This is a genomic window from Hathewaya massiliensis (genome assembly GCF_902143515.1).
GTDB lineage: Bacteria > Bacillota > Clostridia > Clostridiales > Clostridiaceae > Hathewaya > Hathewaya massiliensis.
Genome location: NZ_CABFVD010000002.1, coordinates 78,452 through 100,985, shown reverse-complemented (window position 1 = coordinate 100,985; position 22,534 = coordinate 78,452). Strand labels below are relative to the sequence as shown.

General features: G+C 28.0%; 29 protein-coding genes. 3 read left to right on the top strand and 26 right to left on the bottom strand.

Annotated elements, in window-relative coordinates; genetic code table 11:
* From FNZ64_RS05695 to FNZ64_RS05655, 8 genes are all read right to left on the bottom strand, one after another.
* Complete coding sequence (locus FNZ64_RS05695; protein WP_243129207.1) at nucleotides 1-810, bottom strand: class I SAM-dependent methyltransferase; 810 nt, start codon at nucleotides 808-810, stop codon at nucleotides 1-3.
* An 86-nt stretch (nucleotides 811-896) separates the two neighbouring features.
* A complete protein-coding gene (locus tag FNZ64_RS05690; RefSeq protein WP_142413894.1) occupies nucleotides 897-1,691 on the bottom strand; it encodes an NAD-dependent epimerase/dehydratase family protein in 795 nt (264 codons plus the stop codon).
* Between the two features lie 103 nt (nucleotides 1,692-1,794).
* Entirely contained in the window at nucleotides 1,795-2,196 is a 402-nt protein-coding gene (locus tag FNZ64_RS05685; protein ID WP_142413893.1) for a GNAT family N-acetyltransferase, read from the bottom strand.
* Between the two features lie 134 nt (nucleotides 2,197-2,330).
* Complete coding sequence (locus FNZ64_RS05680; RefSeq protein ID WP_142413892.1) at nucleotides 2,331-3,011, bottom strand: zinc dependent phospholipase C family protein; 681 nt, start codon at nucleotides 3,009-3,011, stop codon at nucleotides 2,331-2,333.
* Nucleotides 3,012-3,396: 385 nt separating this feature from the next.
* Nucleotides 3,397-4,134 carry a hypothetical protein gene (locus FNZ64_RS05675; RefSeq protein WP_142413891.1) on the bottom strand — a complete coding sequence of 246 codons (738 nt, stop codon included), beginning with the start codon at nucleotides 4,132-4,134 and terminating at the stop codon, nucleotides 3,397-3,399.
* Nucleotides 4,135-4,429: 295 nt separating this feature from the next.
* Nucleotides 4,430-5,302 (bottom strand): aminoglycoside 6-adenylyltransferase, encoded by an 873-nt coding sequence (locus FNZ64_RS05665; protein WP_142413890.1) that lies wholly within the window; start codon nucleotides 5,300-5,302, stop codon nucleotides 4,430-4,432.
* A 714-nt stretch (nucleotides 5,303-6,016) separates the two neighbouring features.
* Complete coding sequence (locus FNZ64_RS05660) at nucleotides 6,017-6,469, bottom strand: NUDIX hydrolase (protein ID WP_142413889.1); 453 nt, start codon at nucleotides 6,467-6,469, stop codon at nucleotides 6,017-6,019.
* A gap of 53 nt (nucleotides 6,470-6,522) precedes the next feature.
* Nucleotides 6,523-6,984 (bottom strand): P-loop NTPase family protein, encoded by a 462-nt coding sequence (locus FNZ64_RS05655; RefSeq protein WP_142413888.1) that lies wholly within the window; start codon nucleotides 6,982-6,984, stop codon nucleotides 6,523-6,525.
* 95 nt (nucleotides 6,985-7,079) lie between these two features.
* On the opposite strand from FNZ64_RS05655, the gene FNZ64_RS05650 reads away from it, so the two are divergent.
* A protein-coding gene (locus FNZ64_RS05650; RefSeq protein WP_142413290.1) for an IS3 family transposase occupies nucleotides 7,080-8,305 on the top strand; the annotation gives its coding sequence in 2 pieces (ribosomal slippage) (nucleotides 7,080-7,371 and nucleotides 7,371-8,305; 1,227 coding nt in all).
* A 233-nt stretch (nucleotides 8,306-8,538) separates the two neighbouring features.
* Here FNZ64_RS05650 and FNZ64_RS05645 read toward each other — a convergent pair.
* From FNZ64_RS05645 to FNZ64_RS05615, 7 genes are all read right to left on the bottom strand, one after another.
* Nucleotides 8,539-9,072, bottom strand: a complete 534-nt coding sequence (locus tag FNZ64_RS05645) for a GNAT family N-acetyltransferase (protein WP_142413887.1) — start codon at nucleotides 9,070-9,072, stop codon at nucleotides 8,539-8,541.
* Between the two features lie 496 nt (nucleotides 9,073-9,568).
* Nucleotides 9,569-10,027, bottom strand: a complete 459-nt coding sequence (locus FNZ64_RS05640; protein WP_142413886.1) for a hypothetical protein — start codon at nucleotides 10,025-10,027, stop codon at nucleotides 9,569-9,571.
* Nucleotides 10,028-10,100: 73 nt separating this feature from the next.
* Complete coding sequence (locus FNZ64_RS05635) at nucleotides 10,101-10,340, bottom strand: hypothetical protein (RefSeq protein WP_142413885.1); 240 nt, start codon at nucleotides 10,338-10,340, stop codon at nucleotides 10,101-10,103.
* A gap of 82 nt (nucleotides 10,341-10,422) precedes the next feature.
* Complete coding sequence (locus FNZ64_RS05630; RefSeq protein ID WP_142413884.1) at nucleotides 10,423-10,896, bottom strand: HIT family protein; 474 nt, start codon at nucleotides 10,894-10,896, stop codon at nucleotides 10,423-10,425.
* Nucleotides 10,897-11,040: 144 nt separating this feature from the next.
* Nucleotides 11,041-11,898, bottom strand: coding sequence for a hypothetical protein (locus FNZ64_RS05625; protein WP_142413883.1), 858 nt, complete (start codon nucleotides 11,896-11,898; stop codon nucleotides 11,041-11,043).
* Between the two features lie 283 nt (nucleotides 11,899-12,181).
* Entirely contained in the window at nucleotides 12,182-12,892 is a 711-nt protein-coding gene (locus FNZ64_RS05620; protein WP_142413882.1) for an HAD family hydrolase, read from the bottom strand.
* 323 nt (nucleotides 12,893-13,215) lie between these two features.
* Nucleotides 13,216-14,460 (bottom strand): RNA-guided endonuclease InsQ/TnpB family protein, encoded by a 1,245-nt coding sequence (locus tag FNZ64_RS05615; protein WP_142413881.1) that lies wholly within the window; start codon nucleotides 14,458-14,460, stop codon nucleotides 13,216-13,218.
* A gap of 102 nt (nucleotides 14,461-14,562) precedes the next feature.
* Here FNZ64_RS05615 and FNZ64_RS14630 point away from each other — a divergent pair, with 102 nt between their 5' ends.
* Nucleotides 14,563-14,721 (top strand): hypothetical protein, encoded by a 159-nt coding sequence (locus FNZ64_RS14630; RefSeq protein WP_185903690.1) that lies wholly within the window; start codon nucleotides 14,563-14,565, stop codon nucleotides 14,719-14,721.
* Entirely contained in the window at nucleotides 14,678-15,010 is a 333-nt protein-coding gene (gene tnpA, locus FNZ64_RS05610; RefSeq protein ID WP_243129206.1) for an IS200/IS605 family transposase, read from the top strand. Before FNZ64_RS14630 ends, tnpA begins: the two co-directional genes overlap by 44 nt.
* Before the next feature lie 189 nt (nucleotides 15,011-15,199).
* Here tnpA and FNZ64_RS05605 read toward each other — a convergent pair whose 3' ends face one another.
* The 11 genes from FNZ64_RS05605 to FNZ64_RS05555 all read right to left on the bottom strand — a co-directional run bounded on the left by FNZ64_RS05605 (nucleotide 15,200) and on the right by FNZ64_RS05555 (nucleotide 22,273).
* A complete protein-coding gene (locus tag FNZ64_RS05605) occupies nucleotides 15,200-15,817 on the bottom strand; it encodes an NUDIX hydrolase N-terminal domain-containing protein (RefSeq protein ID WP_142413880.1) in 618 nt (205 codons plus the stop codon).
* 180 nt (nucleotides 15,818-15,997) lie between these two features.
* A complete protein-coding gene (locus tag FNZ64_RS05600; RefSeq protein WP_142413879.1) occupies nucleotides 15,998-16,576 on the bottom strand; it encodes a GrpB family protein in 579 nt (192 codons plus the stop codon).
* Between the two features lie 16 nt (nucleotides 16,577-16,592).
* Nucleotides 16,593-17,156 (bottom strand): histidine phosphatase family protein, encoded by a 564-nt coding sequence (locus FNZ64_RS05595; RefSeq protein WP_142413878.1) that lies wholly within the window; start codon nucleotides 17,154-17,156, stop codon nucleotides 16,593-16,595.
* A 140-nt stretch (nucleotides 17,157-17,296) separates the two neighbouring features.
* Complete coding sequence (locus FNZ64_RS05590; RefSeq protein WP_142413877.1) at nucleotides 17,297-17,701, bottom strand: VOC family protein; 405 nt, start codon at nucleotides 17,699-17,701, stop codon at nucleotides 17,297-17,299.
* 28 nt (nucleotides 17,702-17,729) lie between these two features.
* Nucleotides 17,730-18,194, bottom strand: a complete 465-nt coding sequence (locus FNZ64_RS05585; RefSeq protein ID WP_243129205.1) for a hypothetical protein — start codon at nucleotides 18,192-18,194, stop codon at nucleotides 17,730-17,732.
* Nucleotides 18,195-18,204: 10 nt separating this feature from the next.
* The gene (mntA, locus tag FNZ64_RS05580; protein WP_142413875.1) at nucleotides 18,205-18,564 is read right to left on the bottom strand and encodes a type VII toxin-antitoxin system MntA family adenylyltransferase antitoxin; all 360 of its coding nucleotides are present in this window, start codon (nucleotides 18,562-18,564) and stop codon (nucleotides 18,205-18,207) included.
* Between the two features lie 182 nt (nucleotides 18,565-18,746).
* Nucleotides 18,747-19,892: a 4Fe-4S binding protein gene (locus tag FNZ64_RS05575; protein ID WP_142413874.1), complete on the bottom strand. Its 1,146-nt coding sequence runs from the start codon at nucleotides 19,890-19,892 to the stop codon at nucleotides 18,747-18,749.
* 160 nt (nucleotides 19,893-20,052) lie between these two features.
* Nucleotides 20,053-20,235 carry an ATP-binding cassette domain-containing protein gene (locus FNZ64_RS05570; protein WP_142413873.1) on the bottom strand — a complete coding sequence of 61 codons (183 nt, stop codon included), beginning with the start codon at nucleotides 20,233-20,235 and terminating at the stop codon, nucleotides 20,053-20,055.
* Nucleotides 20,232-21,338, bottom strand: coding sequence for an ABC transporter transmembrane domain-containing protein (locus FNZ64_RS05565; RefSeq protein ID WP_142413872.1), 1,107 nt, complete (start codon nucleotides 21,336-21,338; stop codon nucleotides 20,232-20,234). The genes FNZ64_RS05570 and FNZ64_RS05565 overlap by 4 nt, the downstream gene beginning before the upstream one ends.
* A gap of 1 nt (nucleotide 21,339) precedes the next feature.
* Entirely contained in the window at nucleotides 21,340-21,771 is a 432-nt protein-coding gene (locus FNZ64_RS05560) for an ATP-binding cassette domain-containing protein (RefSeq protein ID WP_142413871.1), read from the bottom strand.
* The gene (locus FNZ64_RS05555) at nucleotides 21,749-22,273 is read right to left on the bottom strand and encodes an ABC transporter transmembrane domain-containing protein (protein WP_142413870.1); all 525 of its coding nucleotides are present in this window, start codon (nucleotides 22,271-22,273) and stop codon (nucleotides 21,749-21,751) included. The genes FNZ64_RS05560 and FNZ64_RS05555 overlap by 23 nt, the downstream gene beginning before the upstream one ends.
* Nucleotides 22,274-22,534: the final 261 nt, after the last annotated feature.

Genomic DNA, 22,534 nt, shown 5'->3' with positions numbered 1-22,534 from the left:
TCAAATCTTCTTTCCTAAATACAAATCAATTGTATCATAAATAATAATCTTGCCACCAAACTTATCTATTGCTTGTACAATTTCATTCTCTAGTCCATTTTTCACATCACTCTGCAAGGCTCTATGATCTGAATATGTGTTTAACAAAGAAACATAATCATGTGAATTTAATTCCCTACTTTGATGATAAGGCTTAGTTCTAACGTCTGTAAATCCGTATGATGACAAAATATCTGCATATTGCTTACATGTACTTCCATCAAATTCAGTAGGTGATTTACCTGATGGTCTATATTTAGCATATGCCTTTCTAATTTCCCTATGAACCGCATCATCCTCACGATTAACAAATGGATGATTCCAGAATAAAGCTATGGTTCCACCGGGCTTTAATAAATTATAAACTTTAGTTAAACCTAAGTCCTGTGGTATCCAATGAAAGGCAGTTGCAGAGTATATTACATCATATTGATTGTTTTCAGTAATAAAACTTTCAAATTCAAGATTCTTCACTTCAAAGTTACTAAAATCTAAAAACTTCTGTTTTACATATTGAGCCAAGTTTTCACCAAGTTCAATAGCAGTGACTTCGCATCCTGTTTTCAGAATTGGGAGAGTTGCTTGACCTGTCCCTATTCCAATTTCCAGTGCTTTTTTCCCGCTATTTAATTCAGAATAATTGATAATATCATTGAACATTTCTGTTACATAAGTTGGACGAAATCTGTCATAATTAACTTCATCCTCATTGAACTTTAATCTTAAATCCATTTTCTCACCACCACTATTATATGAATAGTTACTAAACATCCCTACCCTCCTAATAAATTTCATTTATACTTCTTAACTACTCCTTTTTACGTCTTACTTATTTATAAATTATATTGTTCTTGGTATTAAATATCTTGTATTATAGTATTGAGCAAAAGTTTTCTTTTTTCATTATTTAAATTATGATATACTTCTTCTCTTTTATAATCAGGAACTATAAATTTATTATCAATGTTCATTAGATTTGCTAAATATATATTAAAATCATAATGACTTACAGGTTTTTCTCCTGATATATTTATTATTCCGGTAAATTTACTACATGCAAGTTCAATTATTGCATTTGCAAGATCTTGTACATTAACAAAGCTAGCATACATATTTGCTGTTCTTGAATAATATTTACCTGTCTTTGAAATCTCTCGAAGTGCCTTCATTCTAGAATCCATTCTACCGTCATAGTCATAGCCATAGATGCTCCCAGGCCTTACAATCACATGATTAAAATGTTTCTGAACAATATTTTCACCTTCAATTTTTCCATTAATATATTTATATAAATATTCATCAGGCATACGTCTTTTAGGAATTACACTTTCATCCTGGTCTTTTCCTTCTCCAACTGTTGTAGAAACATAAATCAGACGTACATCTTTAGAAATATTATCAACTATATAATTCACTCCTATTTGTGAAAAGAGCATTTCTTGTTCTTGATCCATAATGCTCCAGATAATTATATCTGGTTTAAGTAAAAGTAATTTATCTATTTCCAATCTATTTAAAACATTAATCTGCAAAAGTTCTTTATTACTGGATTTATAGCAAGTTCCATAAACATCATGATTAGTGCATTTCTTGAGTTTTTTGTATATTGTCTTTCCCAAATATCCACTAGCACCTATTATTAATATCCTCATGAATATCGCTCCTTTTAAAGGTTAAACCCATTTTGAAATCTTGTCTTCAAAGTATTTCCCTATCTTTACAACTTCACTTATAACAATGTAAGAATATTGTGAGCTACTCATATCTATAAAAACGGTTATTTTGATTATATGAAAACCCGAACTTTTTATAGAACTTATCAAGTCCACTTATCGCAATCAGTCCAATAATAGCCCCTTCTGTACAATTATTATTAATATAATCTATAATCTTTTCCATAATTAATGTACCAATTTTTTGTTTTTGATATGATGGATTTACCATTATATCCTGTATATAAAAAACTGTAGCTCCATCTCCAATAATTCTTCCGAACCCGACTATATTGCCTTTGTCTTCTGCACAAACACAGTAAATTGAATTATCTAGACCTTTTTTTATTTTATCATGTTTTAATATCTTCCAACCAATGGAATTCCTTAATTGAATATACTCTTCAACTGTTAGTTCTTTTTCGATTATAACAATATTCTTCATCTTCTTACTTTACCTCATTTCAAGTTATTAATATGCATAATTCACAATAATTTGCAATTGCTTAATACTTTAATTAATCTAAGTATCACATTCCTATTTATTTCCTAGCAAGCTAACCTATTATTACATTATTCTTATTCGTTTAATTTCAAATCTATTTGAGTCATGTATGGTATTGGGCTATCTGGCTTCTTACCATGTATAACCAACTCAATCTCTCTTAAACATACCTTTATACACTTCTTAATATACTCATTAATTGCATTCCAATTATGTATTTCCAAATAAAAGTCATCTAGATTAGGTAGAAAATCTTGTCTTAAATCATCTAACAGATTTATCTGGTATGATATATCAGCTTCGTATACGGTAAATGTTTCTAATGGTTGAATATCATAACATATATCATAATCTTGAGCTATATGATAATTACACCTTCGTATATCCTCATAACTTTTTATGATTTTTTCTTCGGGAGTTTCCTGTTCTATAGAATAAACATACTTTGCTTGTATATCTCTCAACCAAATAGTGTCACAAATAAGATGTACAAAACATCCTAATGCAAATTCGTCATCATTATTTTCTTTTAGATATTTGTGATAAAATGTAAGCCAGTTAAAACCTTTTAGCCCTAACTCTTTAAATTCTTCATGAAAATGTACTCTTTTGTAGGTTCCATTTACATGACTATCAACCTCATAACATGCCATATCTGGTGCAAGTGAACCTACTAAAAATTTATTTTTGTTATTAAATTCTATATTGTCTGCAATTATCTTAGCTATTGTATAATGAATCATTCTTGATGCCATCTCATATCTCCTTCTAATCATTTAGTACTGAGTAATTTAATCTTCTATTATCTTAATAAATATTTATAAACCTAAAAACAAGAATCAATAATACCATTGCCAAAGTTGATAATTATCTTCATCACCACCTACTAATATAGATGATTTCCTTTACAAATTACTATTTGTTTATTAATTCTTTAATTGAATGTACTACCACACTTTGCTTATCTAGATAAATTGCATGACACTTCCTTTTACCTCTATTAAACATTTAAGATTTCTTTCACCTACATTTATTAATTCTATCAAAGCATTCTCCTCCATAAATTTATCATTTAATGAATTGTTTCTCCCCCTCATATATACAATGTAAGAAAATTCTGAACTAATTTCTTATAGTACTCTACTGCTGTTTTAAAAGATTTCTTTTTCCTAGCTCATTCCTTATAATGCTAAAAATAGTATCGTTAATTCCTACACTGTTAATATATCTAACAAATTTTGTATTAGTAATTGATATTGGCATTTTAAAAGCCTCAATAAAACTTGACTCAAAATTATCTTTTTTTAATGAAGAATAGAATGTTTTGTATTTATGTATTCCAAACGTTGAAATAAGATATTCTGTAAATGCTCCCGCAATAGGATAGGTAATCAAATCACTATACTTATAAAAGTTTTTGTTAATTATCAATTCTTCAATACTAATATACATATTAGTATTTATAAAAAATTTTACCCAAGCATAATTAGGCATTTTTAATGATACCTTATCAAAAAACATTGCCAGCCCTTCCCTCATAAATGTTTGAGGTGGAATTGCTATGTTATATGAAATTATATGGGCATCCTCATGGAAACCTACACATTTCACATTATCATTATACACAGCATATATTTCATTTGGCTTTCTTGCAAAGCCATTACATGGCTCATTATCACCATACAATTCACCTACTTCTTCAGGTGAATTACACAGATAATATTTGATTTTAATTCCAATATTTACATCTAAACAAGTGCAAATAAAATCATAACAAGTTTCCTGTAAATTCATTATTTCTTCTATTTCTTTTTCTGCAACAGACCCCACATGATAGTTAAATATATAATTATCACTTTCATTTGTAAGCCATTCCATAATCAATTCTCCCCCTATATAAACCCGCCATACATTACTTGTATTTCAAATGCTACCTTTTAAATATTAAGCTCATTTTAAAATTTTGTCTTCAAAGTATTTCCCTATCTTTATAACTTCACTCATAACAACATTAATGCTGTTCTCACTTAAGAACCAATTTTCCTTTGAAATTCCCCTTTTATCTATTATGCTCCAAATATCTTCTGCACAATTGGAATTTAGCAGGTTATTTTACACCATCTCGTGCATAACAATATAAGAAAAATGTGTATTTGTTTATTATTCTTCTACTTTAATTGTATTTAAAAAAATTATTTTTTACTTTGATTAAATACTCTGTCATATTAGTATCTTCGCTTTGATTGTAGATGTATCCTAAATGTTCAGAAACAATTAATGCAATAGTTCTGAATAACTCGCAAGTATTAAATGTTGACATCCAAAAGTTATTATAATCGCAATCAGAATATGTTTTTGAATACATCTCATAAATGTTCTTAGGTAGATAATTTTTAAAAAACTTACCTTGCTTTCCAGCGGACACAGAAAAGTCTGTATTGACACCAATATACCATTCTATCATTTTTACAAGCATATCTCTAACAACTACATTAAACATCCACATAGCATAAGTTAGTTCATCTCTTGCAATACCTTTTGCAACATTATTTAGGCACCACCAGAATTCATTACAACAAGCTCTGTACTGTAGTTCTGTAGGTTTTCTTATCCAATAATCTTCATCACTTGAGGGAGGTATTTTAGGTAAAATATTATCCTTATCTAAAAGAGAGATAGTGAGTTTATTATTAGTATAGTTTTCCAACATTTCTTCTTTTATCTCTATTCCCAAATCAATTCGAACCCCATCTTTAAAAAGCATCAGCCATGTATAACGGAGGTTAAAATCGTGCTTTATTCCAAAAGCGATATCAACTAAATCAGGTTCTTGACTCATAGCTAAATCGCCAAATACAGAAATCCAACTCCTGTTATCTAAAAATGATTTAGTTTCAGTTACAACATATACAATATCATAATCTTGGTATACATCTTTTCTTACATTCGGATTAGTACGAGATCCACCCATATAAACTGCTCTAATACGTTCATCTTCCATAGCAACCTTAAGTATTAAATCAAGTATTTCTTGTTCATCACGCAAAGTATCACCTCATAAAATATTATCAATTTTTTACTTAACAACATAATACAATTATAGGTTAATTATAGCATACTTTGTAAATACCGTATTATTCAATTTTCAAAGAACAAATTTCATTATCTAGTTCACAATATATTCAATTATGACGTATCTTCAAAAACTTTTTTATAAATAAATTTTAAAAAGCAAAGATAGTTTATTTTACATTAAGTAAAATACTATAAATAGAAACTCCTATTTTTTCCTCAAAATCTTTGTATTTAAAATTCTACCCTAATGCTATTTTAACATTACATTAAGTCCCTAAAAATCAGCTGTTGATAGGACTTCTTTAATGTTTTCTTCATTCTTCATATTTAGTTTTGCATACTCCATTATTTTTCTAATATCCCTTAATGAATCTCGAAATAACCCATTCATCTAGTTATATCTTGGGAAAAATCGCATCCTATAATTATAATGTTATATTCCAAAAGATTCCTTGTAATATTTATATAATTATATCATATTTAACTTATTGCCCTCTACCAATTTCTGGATTAACTTTAATCAGATACGAAGGAGTGCCTCAATCCTTGAAAAATTTCTTGTATATGTCCATGGGAAAGGAAAGCGTTATATCTAATTTATTTCAAATAACAAAAGTGCGAAGTAGGAAGTTCTTCGCACTTTTCATAGTTAAAGCAAATTATAGAAAAGTATTTAATTTTCATATTAAAATATATTTAATTTTATTCTATTATCAAGTTCAAAAAGAGCAATTTTATTGGTTTGCCAATATAACATCTCTATTGCTTTCTCATAAGTAACCCAACTATATTCAGTATGCTCTGATGACAATTTTATAGGTTTTGAATCCACATTTACTGCAAAACAGTATTCAGGTAAAACAAATGTGTCTGCTGGCCAATAACGCCTATGTTTTTCAGAAATGCAGTCAGCTGGTACATAAAATGTTGATGTTAATTGATAGTAAGGAAGTGTCAGTTTAAGACTTGCTTCCTCAAATGCTTCTCTTTTGGCCGCCTCAAATGGAGTTTCTTTGTCCTCTCCACCTCCTGCAATAAATTGCCAATAAAGAGCGTCACTTCTCTTAAAAATGCAGTATTCTGATTTTCCTTCTATTATTTTATACGGTATAACTAATACTTGCATAGGTGCTCTCAAGATAATCCCCCTTATCTACATCAAATTGGAATTTGTTTTGCTTCGTAGTGTTCTCATAATCTCAGCAAAAACATATTTACTTGCCTACGATTTTTCAAAACTATTTTATTTACAGCGCTTTCATTATTGATCATATCATAAAACCGTTTTCTATTTGCCTTATCATTCTTCCAAATAGACTTTATAAACTCAATCTTTTCTTTATCAAATTTTTCAGGGCAATATCCACCCATATCAAGGCGGCTTTTTCCATAATTTTTTACAACTCTCTTTATAGCACCATAAACGCATATAGTCCGTGAGAAATCCATATAAATTACAGTATCACAATACTTTAGTCTAAGAGGTATTGTACGATTCATATTTCCGTCTATAATCCATTTTGGTTTTGAAAGTTCTTTTAGTAACACGTCATCAAATTCATCTTTGGAAACACTTTCCCAATTGTCTCTCCAATATATCATATCAAGGTGAATTAAAGGAATTTCCAATTTACTAGCTAATGTTTGCGCCAATGTCGTTTTTCCACATCCATTCTCTTAAGCCCCTAAATGATATTGGACAATATCTGTTATGTAAAATATAATAATATTGTCAGGAGTGATTATACATGAAAAAGAAGAATTATACAGAAGAGTTTAAATCCCAAATCATTAAGGAAGTTAATAATGTAAAAGATATTGGTATAGTTGCACGTAAGCATGGAATTGCAAGATCAACGGTCAATGGATGGATAAAAAAACAAGGTTTATCATCAACTTTAATTGAGGGAAAAGAAATAACTAAAGAACTTAAAGAAAAAGAGCAAGAAAATGATCATTTAAAGAAACTGTTAGGTGAGAAAGATCTTGAAATTTCAATACTTAGAGACTTATTAAAAAAAGTAAACCCTCAATTAAAGATAAAGTAGAAATTTGTGAAAAATATATATCACAAGGATATTGTGCATTATTAGTACTTAAGATTATAAAGTTAGGCAAATCAACTTATTACTATAATATTGCCAATAAAGATAAGATAAAAAAGAAACCTGTAGGTAAACCTGCTCCTGGATATTCATTTAATCTTAGTGGTGATAAAGTTTGTGATGAACAAATAAAAGAATGGATAATAGAATCAATAAATGGAGATGCAGAGTTTTATGGATATAGAAAGATAAAAGAACACCTCAAGCGTGAATATAAGCTTGTATTGAACCATAAGAAAGCATATAGATTATGCAAAGAGTTAGATTTACTAAGGCCTCAGAGAAAAGTTAAAGATAAAGTTAAGAAGAGTATTGCTATAAATAGAAAAGTAAACTCTTCAAACAATGTTTGGGAGCTAGATATTAAATACGGCTATATAAAAGGAGAAGATAGATTTTTCTTCTTACTAAATGTAATTGATGTATTTGACAGAACATTAATTGACTATCATATGGGATTAAGTTGTGATGCTAAAGATACCGCAGCTACCCTTAGGCGCTGTCTTATTAAAAGAAATTTATTTCAAAAGGATATTGAATTACCTGTGGTAAGAACTGATAATGGTCCACAGTTTATTAGTAATACCTTCAAAGAGACTTGTGAAATTTTGGGTATCCATCATGAGAGAATACCTGTTAGAACACCAAATAAGAATGCCCATATTGAATCTTTTCACAGAATATTAGAGGATGAGTGTTTTAGTGTTAATGAATTTAATGATTATAAAGAAGCATTTATAAGTGTAGATGAATTTATGAAAAGATATAATAACCGTAGAATTCATTCAAGCTTAGGATATAAGACTCCAAGTGAATTTTATAACCTTTATTCTGGAGAAACTCTAGAATGGATGACAGTTAAGTTATAGTGTATAAAAATACATAGTAAATGAATTAAGCCTATAACTTATGATGGCATGAAAATTGAAGTAATAGCGAGAATTTAATAGAGTTTGTCCAAAATAAAGGGGTTAATCCGCATTACCACCTATAATTAAAATACGTTCCAAACAATCTTCCTCCCTGTAATATATAAATAATCTCCACTACAAATTACTATCTATAAGTCACAATATAAGAAAAGTTTGAATAACCTTTAAGATTAATTGCTAAATCTAAAAATTATTTTTTCATCTCCATCTGGTGCTTTGCTAATAAATTCAGTAAAATTGTCGTTAGTATAACCCACCAATAATTTTCTCCAAAACTTTTGTGTTGGTATATTCCTATCAGTAGGATTTGTATGTAATTCCCATTCTCCAGTAAACATATCAAAGATATTTTTTATTGCAGCCGAAGCTATGCCCTTTCTCCTTACTGGTTGTACTACAAATAACGCATTAATAAAAAAGTCACTTTTTTCAAATGAATTTGGTGGAACCTTTGATACTAAAGCATATCCAACAGGTCTATCAAATGCATAAATAATAAATGGGAATAGTTCATTAGGTTTTTCAGTCCATGATTCTCTTTTATCACATAACTCCTGCAATGTTTTGCAATCATCATATGAAAACACACCATACTTATTGGGAAGTTCATTGTATACTTCTGCAATATAGTGTCTAAAAAGTGGAATAAAATTTTTAATTATAAAAAAATCATTTTTATCTGCCAATTTAACAGTAACACTCATTTCATCACCCTTTAACTTTCTTTCATAATATTATACAATTGCGAATTAACTTAACGATAAAATTACTATTTACCTTATACTTAAAAGTTCGATTATTGTTCATTTAAGTTTTTTCAATTATAACATATTTTAGAAACTTTTACTGTTAAACTTATTAGACTAGTTCTAAAGCATAATCTTTTTATACATCATTTAAAAATCAAGGTTAAGTCCCTTAGTCTTTATATAAAAGTTAAAAACAAAGAAAAAAGTGCTCCATCCAACCAAGATTAGCACTTTTTCTGAGATTAACAATATATAACTAATAGGTAAACTTAAATATATCTTCTAAATTTATAGACACATCAGGGAAAACTGTACTTATATAATTATTATTAAAAACATTTATTATTCACACATTACAAATACATCTGGTTTATACTTATATACTTCTTCTTTATTTCTAAAAATCACTTCAATAGATTCAGTATATATTTCACAATTATACATATATTTATTAAGCATTTATCTGTAACTTAGATTGCTTAGGTAAATTTTCTTTCAAAATAGTAATAACTTTATCATAGTCACTCTTTCTAAAATGAAATGTTTGTTCCATGAATCCACCTAATACCTTAATCTTTATATCATTTGAATTAGTTATTACAGCCTTTTCAATTTCATTCCATAATATAATTTCTTTATATTTATACATTGATATAAAACCTTTTGAGCTAATTCCTTGTTTAATCCAAATGCTTAAAAACATTAAAATTCCTAGTACCCCTGTTACATAATGAATCCAGGTATTAGCATAAAAATATATAATACAGCTGAAAATAATTACACAAAGCAGTAAAATAATAATTTCTACATAACTTTTTCTTGTTGGTATTATTAACTGCTTCATATATCTTAACTGCTTTAATATAATCACAATAAAAAATAATGGGACAACAATGTTAAAAACACTCATTAAAAAGTCTCCTTTATAAGTAAATTTATCCGATGGCTATCCGCTCTAATACTACACATTAAGATTGATTAGTTTATTTAACCCTTGACCCACTTCCCCCAAATGAAGTTGAAATTCCTATAACAAAACCAAGATCATATAATCTACCTACATTATTAGTTTCATAAATTCTTATATTAGGATTAAACATGCTAACTATAAATGTAATTGGTGCAATTAACCCATGCCATACCCCTGCCAAAAATCCAGCAGCTTGAGCACCTGGTAACTTATATTTTGAGTTTGGCCCTGCAATTGAAAAATTATTTATCATAATATACTCCACCTACTTTTTTATGTATTATTACAAGAATACTCACTATAAATTTTACTCATTTTCTTTAGTTATATTTATATTACTTTTTAGTTTTTTTATTTAAATAGTTTCTCAGTTTTTCTGCATACTCTAAACGCTCTTCAGGTCTTGAAAGTTCCCTACAGGTTAAATATAGGTTATCATCTTTATATCTTGGAAATACATGCAAATGGTAGTGCCACACATCTTGGTCACCAGAAGGCTCATTATGTTGTCTTGATGAAACGCCATCACATTTATAAACTTTTTTAAAAGCCATAGCAATTTCTTTTTCAAGTTCATGAGTTCTTGCAGAAAACTCATTAGGTAGCTCATAAATATTCTCAAAATGCTTATTTGGAATAATTATTACATGTCCTTTATTATTTTTCCACCAACCTGCTCCAATAAAAGCAGTTACATAATCATCTTTATAGACTATATCACCTTGTTTAGTAAGTACATGTTCATTTTCAACCCCTTTAACAATTAAACAAAATGGACAAGTATAGCCTTTAGGTGCATGATTGTACATACTTTCCCCTCCCGATTACTATGTATTATTTTTCAAAAATTGAAGTACAGCCTTTTCTATATCATGGAAATCAAATTTCGCTATTTGCTCTATGATATACTCTTCACTTAATTCCTTTAGTTCTTAACTATTCTATAAACCAAGCTAAAGTATACACTTGTAACATCTATATTTAGCTTGAACCTCAAAACCTGCAGCTAATGCTAAATTTAATTCATCCGTGGAATTTTCATCAATAAAATATACAATTTCCTTTATTGCACCAAACTCATTATATAATTTGGTTAGCATTTCATTAATTAAGATACTTTCAATATCCTTATTTTTATATTTCTCATCAACAAATAAGCCAAATACTTCTGCATCTTCTTTATTTGCTTTTGCAAAAATACTTCCGTGTATCTCTTTATCTTGCCAAAAAGCAAATATTCTAAAGCGTTCTATATCCCTTTTTAAATTTATAGCATTATAATACATTTCTAAAGGAATAGCGTGTTTGTCATGAAACCTAGCATATTCCTCAAAATTGTCTTTGTTGATTTCCTCTACACAATCATTCCTTTGATTTGTATGTGGTTTCAAATTACATATTCTTGTAACAATACTGGCTTCAATACACTCAATATTCTTTTTATTAAAATATTCATTTGCATTTTTATTGGTAAAAGGTATTCCTGTTATAAGGAATTGATATCCAGCTAATTTATTACTTATATAATTAATAAATTCTTCTGCAATTTGATCATAATCACCCTTCATTAAAAGTACCTTTGTTTGAGCATATTTTTCATCAGTTATCCAAAAATAAAGACAAACTCCACATAATACGCCATGATCATAGCAAGCTATTACGTCCTTGCTATGATCATGGATAAATTTTTCAATATATTCTTTAAGCTCTATAATTGATTCTTTTCTTGGATAACTAGCATTCAGATTATCCTGACTCAATTCCCACGCAAAATCAATTATTTCCTCAACATTACAAATTGTTTTTATCATTTTTAATCCCCATTATTATTAAGTTTTTAATTTCTTTTAGCTTATTTTTTTTAAATATTTATAAATGAAACACCTACTCAATTTCATTACGTAGGTGTAAGTTCGACTGGCCAAATATAAAATTTGGAGTCTCACTTAAATTACTATTTACATTATACTTAAAAGTTTAATTATTTCTTATTTAACTTCTTTCAATTATAACATATTTTAGAAACTCTTACTGCTAAACTTATTAGATTTTATTACTTATTATATTACCTTATATTAAGTTACAAATTGAAATTTATCTAATTACTTCTAATAATTCATTTAGCGATTTAATCTCAATGAAATTTTTATTATTAATATCAGTATCTTGTTTACGGTTTATAAAAACTGGTGTAAAACCAAAACTTTCAGCCCCAAGAACATCAGCTTTAAAATTATCGCCAATGAAGTAAACTTGTTCCATTTCAATGCTAGCATCATACTCCTTAATATCATCAAACACAATTTTAAACAAATCTTTATGTGGCTTCCTTATCTTATAATCCGCACTAAAATGTACATTAACAAAATATTTTTCTAAATCATATTGGTTAATGAACTTTTTCATTACATTCTTTTTAAATATGGAATTACTTAATAAATAAACTGGAATTCCTAACAACTTAAGTTGCTCTAAGGTATAAATCGTGTCATCAAATAATTCAGTGGTATTTATTTCCAGTGCGCAATTATATATAATTTCTTCTAGTGGATGATTCGCTTTAAAACCATATTTATTTTTGAAATCTAAAAGTTCATCTTCAAAGGCCAATTCTGAATTATCCTCGCTTCTTTTATCATAAAGTTCTTTCCAATATGTAGCTGCATACTCTAGAAATTCAACCTTATCAGTATCTTCTGATAAAATATTATCATGTAGATAACATAACCCTGAATTAAAATCAAATTTAATATCATGAAGCAATGTATCAAATAAATCAAATATAATAACTCTAACTTTTCCCATAATACCCCTCCATAAATCACCATTTACCTATGCTCAGATTTGTTCCTAATTTTATTATAACATATTTTGTAAATATGCTATTACTTCTGATACGGTATTTTTACTTATAAAACTAGCCTTAATCAAGTAATATCAATGATTAAGGCTAGTTTTTCAAAAGGAAACTCGACTCACTACCTTTGTTGAGTAAGTGATTCACACCAAATCAAGGATTTGGGTTCTCTAATTAGTGGGTGGTATTGGATATGCTAGAGTTGATTGTGAACTACCACCGAGACAAGCAACGGTGGCTTCGTGAGAGGTTTGATATTTAAGTTTCCACCTTAACAGGCAACCCTTACTCTCAACGGGGAGGACACTCTCCCTTTATCCCTCATAGTTTGCACTATTTCAGGAATACATTTTTCTTCTTTACGAAGTATATTAAGTGAGCCATTCACATCACTATTAACTAACCCAAAATTGGATTTAAACAGCCCTCTAACTACTCTACGAGTTTTGTCATAATATTTTTTATCTATTGGTTCTAAATCAAAAGCACTACAACCACTTGTATAACTTTCTTCTTTGAATTTAACTTCAATACCTTTTAATTCTGCCTTATATTTAATTTGCTCTGCAAGTCTTTGAATTGGTATTTGAACAAAAGATTTATTATAATTCATATCTTGCTTGATACCTTTAATTTTGCCTATAACTATCTTCTTTACTTTATGCTCTATTACCTTATCTATAATATTTTTACTTGTTTTATGAAGGTAATCATTAACATAGTTATTTCTATATCTTCTTAATGAATTAATCATTTTAGTATTCTTGAACTTATCAGAACCTACTTTCTTCATTTCAATGCTTTGATAATAAGCAATTTTTTTATTTACAAAAGCATTAATACCTTTAAGTTTTTTACCACAAAAAAGATAAGTTTCATTTCCATCTTTAAAAGTTAGTGTAGCAAGATTATCCAAACCTAAATCAATAGCCATAATATTAGTATTGTTTACTGGCCCTAATTCTTGTTTATTGTAGATTACAATTAAGTACCATTGCTTTAAAGAGTTATCCCACTTTATTCTAACTTGTTGCAATGCATTCCAATTTATAAGGCTTTGAAGTTTACCTGAAACCTCAAAATTTAAACTATTTACCTCAAATATTTTTTGCATTGCTTTAGAAAGAGATAATATTAATTTATTGTTTTTGAACCTAATAGCCAAATTAGTAAATATAATTTCATTTTTTCTATCTTCCATATTCTTAAATTTAGGTGGTTTGGGTAATCCATTATACTTATGTGCATTTACTTTAAAATCTTTAATACTTGCAAAATATGATTTCCAATTTTGCTCTAATACTTTAAAAGTGTGTTGTCTTGTATGACTATGAAGAAAATCACAATGCCAATTAGCTTTAAACATATTTTCTATCTCTATATAAGATTTAAAACCATTTTCTCTCAATTCATAGTTGACAATGTTATAAAGTTTTGTTGTATGGAAAGATAATTCTTCTATGATATTTAATTGTTCTACAGTAAGACTTGGTTTAAATTTAAAAGATAATTTCATTTTTTTACCTCCTTCGCATTGCTATCTATGTATTTATTTTAACATTTCATTGATACATAGTCAACTATGTGCTAAAATTAACTTGTATAGGAGGTGCTTAAAATGGCAAGAAAAAATATTAATACTACAATAGACGAAGATTTATATACTGAAATCAAAATATTGGCTATCAAACAAAAAACCAATGCTAATGACTTAATTGAAGAAGGCATGAAATATGTCATTGAAAAATACACAAACCAAGAAAACAAGCCACAGTAAATATAATATCAATTACCACATTGTTTTCTGTCCCAAATATCGCCATAATATTTTTAAAGATGAATTGGAATATGAGTTATCTAAATGTTTTAAAGTAATATGTCATTCCTATGGTTATGAACTTATTGAACAAGAGATAATACCTGACCATGTTCATCTTTTCATATCTGCCCCACCAACTGTTGCTCCAGTAGATATAGTTAGAAAACTGAAAAGTATATCTGCAAATGATATATTTAAAGGATTCCCTAAGTTAAAACAATCTAAATTTAGGAGTAGTGGTTTATAGAGTAGAGGATATTATATTGGTACTGCTTGAACTGTATCTTCTGAAACCATTCAAAAGTATATACAAAACCAAAAGAACATTTAATTTTTAGGCATTTAACCTAAAAATTAAATGTACAATTCATCCTCCGAGATAAACAACGGAGGTTTTCTTGTGCCAAATCTTATAAATTGCAATTTAGCAAAATTCTTAATCAAAAACAACTTGCCATTTATTATCTTTTATTGCGTCAAAACACATTTTTATTTGTTCGTAAACATTTTTATCCTCATCTAAAATAGGTAAATTCTCAAGAGAAAAATAATTGCTTTCTGTTGTTTCATTGTTTTGTTGGAAACTTCCACCCAATACCTCACACAGAACAAAGACCTTAACTATCCCATAAGCATATTGGGGAACATTGTGTTTATTTCTATCTTGTATGGCAATAATCCTTATTGGTTTCACATCTAATCCTGATTCCTCTTTAGCTTCTTTAATTGTGTTTGAAGTAATTGACTCATTATAGTCAATCCATCCACCAGGAAGAGACCATTTTCCCTTTTCTTTTACAAGCAATATTCTATTTTCTTTAAAGATTACTGCTCTTGTTTCTATTTTAGGAGTTTGATATCCTGTTTCATTACAAAATAATTCTTTCACCTTTTCTATGGGAAATTCTGCCTTTATTGCCATTAATTCTGCGGATATTTCTCTTATTCTCTCAAAACGCTCTTTATCATAAACATCTTTCGTATAAGTGAGACCAATTTGAGCTATTGATTGTAATTCCATTGCCAGATTCGTTATTGTATCAAAATCATTCATGATATGTATTTCCTCCAGATTCTGTATTTTCACTTTATATCATCATCTCAACAAACTGTGATTTAAAGCGTCACTTAAATTCCTATTTACCTGTATGTAATACAAATAATTTTAAATTCACATAATTTAACTGATATATTAAATATATCGTAAACTCACTATGACTTCTACTTATTTCCTTTAACTATATTTATCACCATATTCCTCTTTTGCTTTTTCTGTATATTTTAAAATAAAGTCAGATTTAGCTTCTGTATAAGCATCTCTATTATGTTCATAGCTCTTTATAAGTTTTAATTTTAGCTTACCATATTCTTCTGCAACCTCATGATGTTCAATAAGGTAGTCTCTAAAGTATAATTCATTCCAGTTATCCTTGTAGCGAACATGTAAATGATATACCTTCTCTGCAAATCCTTCTTTCGTATATCCTTTATTAAATACTATTTTCATAGATGGGTTATTTTCAAATGACATTAGCCCCCAACCACTGTGTAACAAATTGCTTTTTACCTGTTCAACATTACTTTCATTATTAATTTCTAGTAAAATATCAACTGTTGGCTTAGCAATCAATCCTTTAACCGCAGTACTTCCTATGTGATTAATTCGTATAACATCCCTTTCATTAAGATAATTTAAAAGCTTTTCTTCTTCAATTTTGTACCACTGTCTATACTCTATATTATGTTCTTTTAAAATAATAGGGAACAGTTCCCACAATTCTTCCAAGGTCATTTCGGATAATTCTTTTCCCATATATACCTCCATTAACTTACATTATTATAAATTCCTCTATATTTACAATGCCTTGTCCATCAAAAGTAAAGCAAACAATAAAAGGCATAAGATTCTTAATTCTTTCAAATTCAATATAATCGAATTCTTTATTAAAATAGTTTATTATTGTACTTAAAGCAGTGCCATGGGAACCTATAACAATATTCTCGTCAATATTTTCTTTAAGTATGTTCATAAGAGCCTTTATATTTCTCTTTTGAACCTCGCTTAAGCTTTCACCTTCAGGCAATTTATAGTCATAATTATTCCACTGTTCTTTTGCGAATTTATTAAAATCCTCAATCCATTCATTAGATATTTTTCTTTCCCTAAAGTCCTCAATAATATTAATCTTTAACTTTAAACTTTCTGCAAAATCTTTTATTGTATCAAGGGATCTTTTGTATGGGCTTGAAAACACTTTGGTAATATTCTTATCTGATAAAAATTCTGTTACCTTTCTACAATCATTTATAGCCTCTTCAGTAAGGGGGCGTATTAAATCATCTTTAACTGAAAAGTCTGGTTTAGCGTGTCTTACAAAATATACTTTTGTCATAATATCTCTTCATCCCCTTTTCTAAAATCTCATAAAACTCTATACTAATATTCTTAAACTCTAATATAATCATAAATAACTTTAAATTTTCACCCTACTTATACTCATTTACACAATTTAATTTAGCCAATATATATTCTTTAAATATCTAAATCCCTTATTTCAATCTCCGTACCTTCTGGTGCCTTTATTTTAAATAAATATCCATCCTCAACTTTATATAATATTTCCCCATTTTTATTCTTAAAGTTTGTATAGCCTAACTTTTTTATCCTATGAAGTTCTTCTTGAACATCATCCACTAAAAAACACATATGTACTATACCTTCATTTAATGAACTCCAACTTTTTAACCTCTCTCCCTTTTTAGGAGTCTGTAATTCAATCATGAATGTTCCTAATCTTAACCATGTGTTAAAATCTCGTCCATGAAAACCTACTGTTTCTTTAACTAATTCAAAACCTAAAATTTTAGTATAAAATTCAAGTGATTCTTTGTATTTATCTGTTTGAATGCATACATGATGCATGGTTTTTATTGCCATAATAGTCTCTCCTTAAGTAACTTCCAAATTAAAATATATCCGTCTCTGTTGATGAATCCTTAATTCTATTTGAAAGTTCTTTCATAAAATTTATATGTCCCTCAAATAATTCTTCATGATCCTTATATAGCTTTATTAATTCTTCAGTTTTAGGATAATTATATCTATGTGAGAAAAAGTTTCTTATTTTAATTTTATCTATTATATATTTACCAAATTCCTCATGCAACAAATCTTTTTCCAAGGCAACATTTATACATTCCTTAAAACTTTTATCACTTACACATATACCTACCTTTTTTAATACTAAAGCTAAATAGTCCTCTAAGTTTTTAAATATATCTGCTATATCATTTCTTATTGCCCTAGAACACATTTCCTTTTGTCTGCCCTGTAAGTTATCGTATTGTTCTAAGTCAAATTTTAAATCCACTATAACTTGTTCTGTATTTTGCAATATCACTTTTAATTTTCTATTATTTAATGTTACCACTATACCCCTCCTAATACTCTTCCTCATACCACTTTTTCCAAAACCTGTATTCCTCTTCATACCACTTTTGAGCTTTAGCTAAAAATTCTTCTAATTTTCTATGATCTTTGCAAAAAACCACATCACCTCTATGAGCTATTGCTAATTGAATAATTGGATAGACCTCATCAGCTTTTACTAGATCCACTTCTCTATTTAATTCACTTTCCAACTTTTCTATTAACGGTAAGGTATCAATAAAATCTATATCTCCCAAAATCGCTATATCTATATCGGAGCTTTCATTAAAACTTGATGTTCCATAACTTCCAAACAAAAAACATACATCAATGCCTTTAGTATCTAATATATCCTTAACTTTATTTCTCATAATAAATTATCACCCTAAAGTTTATTATTTCACTACTTATATTAATTATAATATAAGTGCACTTTAATTTATACTCTATGATTTTTTGTTTCTGTGACATATTCCCCATAATAATAATGAACAAAAGCCCTAGGTAAATTTCCTAAGGCTTTAAAAATAAATGCAATCTTTCTAAGAACACTTTATTTCCCTAATATTTTTTTAATAGCTTCTCTTAAATTCTCTGTTTCAAACTGAATATCTTTTTTCTGCAAATCTACCTTCAATTCTTTAATAGGTTTATTTAAATCTGTGTCTTCTGGTAGATTACATTCTTTTAATAATACTGAAGGTTCTATTTTAAATTCTTTACATATATCATTTAAAGTCATATACCCTCTTATATTATCTGGATTTAACACTCCATTTTGAGTTAGGGTTTCCTTATTTCCTTGAGCCACTTCAAATTTTCCAAAAGCCATAGTACCACCTATTACTGTAACTAAAACCAACATAACAATAATTCCCATAGCACTTAAAGAAAGATTATTTTGACCCTTTTTCATCTCTAAAGTTTCTATTTTCGGACATACTTCCAAACATTCTCCACAACTTATACATTCCATACTATTAACTGTATCACAGTTATTTACTTCTATACCCATAGGACAACTTTTAGTACACTTTTTACAATTTACACATGTTGAGGAGTTCCTTTTTACTTTAAATACTCTTAAAGGTGATATTATTGCAAGAAACGCTCCTAATGGACAAAAATATCTGCACCAAGCTCTTTCTATAAACAAAGAAGATATAAAAATTAGCATTAATATTATAAATCCTATTAAAAATTCACTAAATATTTCACTTCCTGCACCTAAGTGCATAAATGTAGCCCAAGGATCTAGTGGTCTTAATATTAGCTCTCCTGCTTTATATGTTGTAAATAGAACTATAACTAAAACAACATACTTAGCATATCGTAAAATCTTGTCCATTTTTTCATTTACTTTAATTTGTTTTATTTTAAATCTCCTAGCTAACTTATTTATAAGGGTCTGAATAGTTCCCAAAGGACATATATATCCACAAAATACTCTTCCCAATAAAATCGTAAGCACTATTACGCATATTAAAATTATTAAAGATGAAGGTGCTATTTTTTTAATATAAGTTCCATCCTTTATTAATGAAAATAGTGTTTCCACTCCTCCAAAAGGACAAAGTGCATCTACAGAAGGTGCACCACTAGGGCCTCCCCCTTTTATTTGGTGCATATAGCCCACGACTGGTGCAAAGATTAGAAAAAATGTAGCTATAATCCACTTAAAATAATTTCTTTTCTTCATAAAATCACTCCTTTTTATAGTCTTTAATTTTCTTTAATATGCGGATTATCCTTAGATTTTCGTTTTTATTAAAACGTCTCTCCTTTTATAATCTTTATATTTATATGATAAAGGAATAATTTGATGAAATTTCGATGTAATTGCAAAGAATTTGTGAAAATTATTTTTCAATGTTTATATTTATAGTTTTATTTTCAAACTTACCTTCCCATTGACTATTATGAGAAATAACTATAACAGTATTTTTGCTTTCCCTAAAAAAATCTATTGTGTAGTCTTTTGTTTCTTTATCTAGGGCTGTATCAGGTTCATCCAAAATAGTTAAAGGAGCATTTTTAATCATAGCCCTTGCAATGGATATTTTTCATGATCACCTTTTTCTATGGAAAATGATAAATTATTAAATACATTTTTATCATTATAACCAAAGCTTATATTGTTTCCTTTTATACTACAAATATCATCAATATCTATGGTGCCGCTATGCTCATTTTGCTCAGTCCAATCAATAATTCTTTTAGAAGAAACTTTAAACTCAAAATATCTTTCTAAAACCTTTCTTAAAAGTTGAGAGTTTTCCTTTAAAATAAGGGATAATCCAAAAAACTTAATCCCTTCACCTATGCTAATTCCTTTTATTGATATATAGTAACTTCCTATTATATATATAAGAACTTGACATACTATATTAAAAAAATCATTGAAATTATCTATTGCCTTACCCATAAAGGTTTTTTTCTTATAGATTTTATAATAGTTACTATATACCTTATGGAAGATTTTTAAAACTTGCTTTTTAAGGTGATGGACTTTAATAAATGCAAAGTTTTCAATCATTGATTTTTCTTCATTTAATATATTTGCCAATTCTTCTTGTTCTTTTTCATATAATTTTTCAATTTTATCACTAAGAAATGTTGTTATAAATATTGGAATCATACTTAAAGCAAAGCATATAAAAGCAAAATTCCTGTGAATTTTAAGCATTATAAATAAGACTTGAATTATAATAAATAAAACTACGAATCCATCACCTACTACTGTTAGTAAGTTTCCTCTATATGCAACAGGATCGGCTTCTATTCTATAAATAAGATCACCTGAATCATATGAATCCACTAAGCTCTTCCTCTGTCTTAAAAATTTATTGTATACATATGTATCAAATTTCACTCCTACCTTTGTGTACAGCCTATATGCAATAAAGGTAATCCATGGTACAACAAATATAGCTATACCTAGTGCAATAATAAGCTGTCCCATATTTTCTTTTATTGAAAGCATATTCTTATTTAATATGGAGTCGGAAGCGTTTCCTATAACTTGAACGGTATAAATTTCTATATATTTTCTAAATATTTCGGAAATTATATATATAATAATAATGGCATAAAATTTCTTTATAAACTTTAAGAAAAGTTGAAGTTCTTTGCTATTTTTTTTCATTTTATCTAACGCCTCCTAATTCCATAGACTCTAAAATTCCATCTTCTATTTTAAATATCTTTTGGAATATATCTGTTAAAGAAGGATCATGGCTTATAACCAATATTGTTTTTTCGCTTTCTTTTATAATGTGTTTTAAGCCTTCAATTCCTTCCTTATCCAAGTAATTAGTAGGTTCATCTAAAATTATTAAACTTGCATCTCTTATCATAGATCTAACAAGAGATATTTTTTGTTTTTGTCCACCTGATAGATTACAACAATTTTCTTCCCTAATATGTTCAATAGGCAAATTTAACTCACTTAAATAATCTATTGCCTTGCCCTCATCCTTATTAAATAATAGTAAATTTTCTAAGGGAGAATTCCCTAAAAAGAATTGATTTTGATAGGCATAACATATTTGCTCATCATAACTTTTCTTTAAGAACATATGGTGGTATTAATGTAATTGCTCCCAATATTACAACAATAACTGCAAATAATATATTTATTCTAAATATATAAATGAAATATGTAATAAAAGATAGTATGCCTACAATTACGAAACTTAAGTTATCATCTAAATTATCTATAATCTTATTTACATCTTTATCTAGCCTTGTTAGTATCTCGCCAAAGGTTCTTTTTTCAACCTCTTCAAAGGAATTGTTTAATAGTTTTTCATATATGGATTTTTTAAATTTCTCTTTGTTTTTCTGTCTTTTTAAATTTATATATAAGTCTACCAAATACTTCACAACTGTAATAAGTAAAAGTATTAAGATAAACTTAATCCCTACATTAATTATGTCCTTTGTTTTTCCCTCTGTTGCCTTATTAAAAAATCCACCCAGTGTTGATGCAATATAAATCTGAATCAAGGTATTAATGTATCCATATAATATGCTACTACTAAATACTGAACCGTAAATTTTATAAAAGTTTTTCTTCATATTTTCCCCTTTACTATGAACTTTAATATTTAATTGTGCTAAATGAAAATGTTGATATGAAAGTCACTTCATCTCGAGTTTACTATATTAAAAATTTCCAACAAAGCCTAATACCTTTCTCTGCTCCCCTCCTAAAATGTAATATTTAATAGTATTATACATTATTTTACTTCCAAACTCTAATATTATTTATCCAATGACTATCCGCTCTAATACTTTAATCTTTTAAATGACAGAAAGAGCCACTAAATATCTAGATAA

Excerpts from the sequence above, each read along its gene's own strand:
- mntA (WP_142413875.1), bottom strand. The coding sequence starts at position 18,564 with ATGAGAAATAAAGTTAAGGATATATTAGATACTAAAGGCATTGATGTA.
- FNZ64_RS05615 (WP_142413881.1), bottom strand. The coding sequence starts at position 14,460 with ATGAAATTATCTTTTAAATTTAAACCAAGTCTTACTGTAGAACAATTA.
- tnpA (WP_243129206.1), top strand. The coding sequence starts at position 14,678 with ATGTCATTGAAAAATACACAAACCAAGAAAACAAGCCACAGTAAATAT.
- FNZ64_RS05635 (WP_142413885.1), bottom strand. The coding sequence starts at position 10,340 with ATGATAAATAATTTTTCAATTGCAGGGCCAAACTCAAAATATAAGTTA.
- FNZ64_RS05630 (WP_142413884.1), bottom strand. The coding sequence starts at position 10,896 with ATGTACAATCATGCACCTAAAGGCTATACTTGTCCATTTTGTTTAATT.
- FNZ64_RS05695 (WP_243129207.1), bottom strand. The coding sequence starts at position 810 with ATGTTTAGTAACTATTCATATAATAGTGGTGGTGAGAAAATGGATTTA.
- FNZ64_RS05590 (WP_142413877.1), bottom strand. The coding sequence starts at position 17,701 with ATGGCAATAAAAACCATGCATCATGTATGCATTCAAACAGATAAATAC.
- FNZ64_RS05680 (WP_142413892.1), bottom strand. The coding sequence starts at position 3,011 with ATGGCATCAAGAATGATTCATTATACAATAGCTAAGATAATTGCAGAC.
- FNZ64_RS05560 (WP_142413871.1), bottom strand. The coding sequence starts at position 21,771 with ATGTTCTTAAAGAAAAGTTATGATGAGCAAATATGTTATGCCTATCAA.
- FNZ64_RS05640 (WP_142413886.1), bottom strand. The coding sequence starts at position 10,027 with ATGAGTGTTTTTAACATTGTTGTCCCATTATTTTTTATTGTGATTATA.
- FNZ64_RS05595 (WP_142413878.1), bottom strand. The coding sequence starts at position 17,156 with ATGACAAAAGTATATTTTGTAAGACACGCTAAACCAGACTTTTCAGTT.
- FNZ64_RS05620 (WP_142413882.1), bottom strand. The coding sequence starts at position 12,892 with ATGGGAAAAGTTAGAGTTATTATATTTGATTTATTTGATACATTGCTT.
- FNZ64_RS05675 (WP_142413891.1), bottom strand. The coding sequence starts at position 4,134 with ATGGAATGGCTTACAAATGAAAGTGATAATTATATATTTAACTATCAT.
- FNZ64_RS05690 (WP_142413894.1), bottom strand. The coding sequence starts at position 1,691 with ATGAGGATATTAATAATAGGTGCTAGTGGATATTTGGGAAAGACAATA.
- FNZ64_RS05645 (WP_142413887.1), bottom strand. The coding sequence starts at position 9,072 with ATGAGTGTTACTGTTAAATTGGCAGATAAAAATGATTTTTTTATAATT.
- FNZ64_RS05600 (WP_142413879.1), bottom strand. The coding sequence starts at position 16,576 with ATGGGAAAAGAATTATCCGAAATGACCTTGGAAGAATTGTGGGAACTG.
- FNZ64_RS05555 (WP_142413870.1), bottom strand. The coding sequence starts at position 22,273 with ATGAAGAAAAACTTTTATAAAATTTACGGTTCAGTATTTAGTAGTAGC.
- FNZ64_RS05565 (WP_142413872.1), bottom strand. The coding sequence starts at position 21,338 with ATGAAAAAAAATAGCAAAGAACTTCAACTTTTCTTAAAGTTTATAAAG.
- FNZ64_RS14630 (WP_185903690.1), top strand. The coding sequence starts at position 14,563 with ATGGCAAGAAAAAATATTAATACTACAATAGACGAAGATTTATATACT.
- FNZ64_RS05570 (WP_142413873.1), bottom strand. The coding sequence starts at position 20,235 with ATGATTAAAAATGCTCCTTTAACTATTTTGGATGAACCTGATACAGCC.
- FNZ64_RS05605 (WP_142413880.1), bottom strand. The coding sequence starts at position 15,817 with ATGAATGATTTTGATACAATAACGAATCTGGCAATGGAATTACAATCA.
- FNZ64_RS05625 (WP_142413883.1), bottom strand. The coding sequence starts at position 11,898 with ATGATAAAAACAATTTGTAATGTTGAGGAAATAATTGATTTTGCGTGG.
- FNZ64_RS05575 (WP_142413874.1), bottom strand. The coding sequence starts at position 19,892 with ATGAAGAAAAGAAATTATTTTAAGTGGATTATAGCTACATTTTTTCTA.
- FNZ64_RS05685 (WP_142413893.1), bottom strand. The coding sequence starts at position 2,196 with ATGAAGAATATTGTTATAATCGAAAAAGAACTAACAGTTGAAGAGTAT.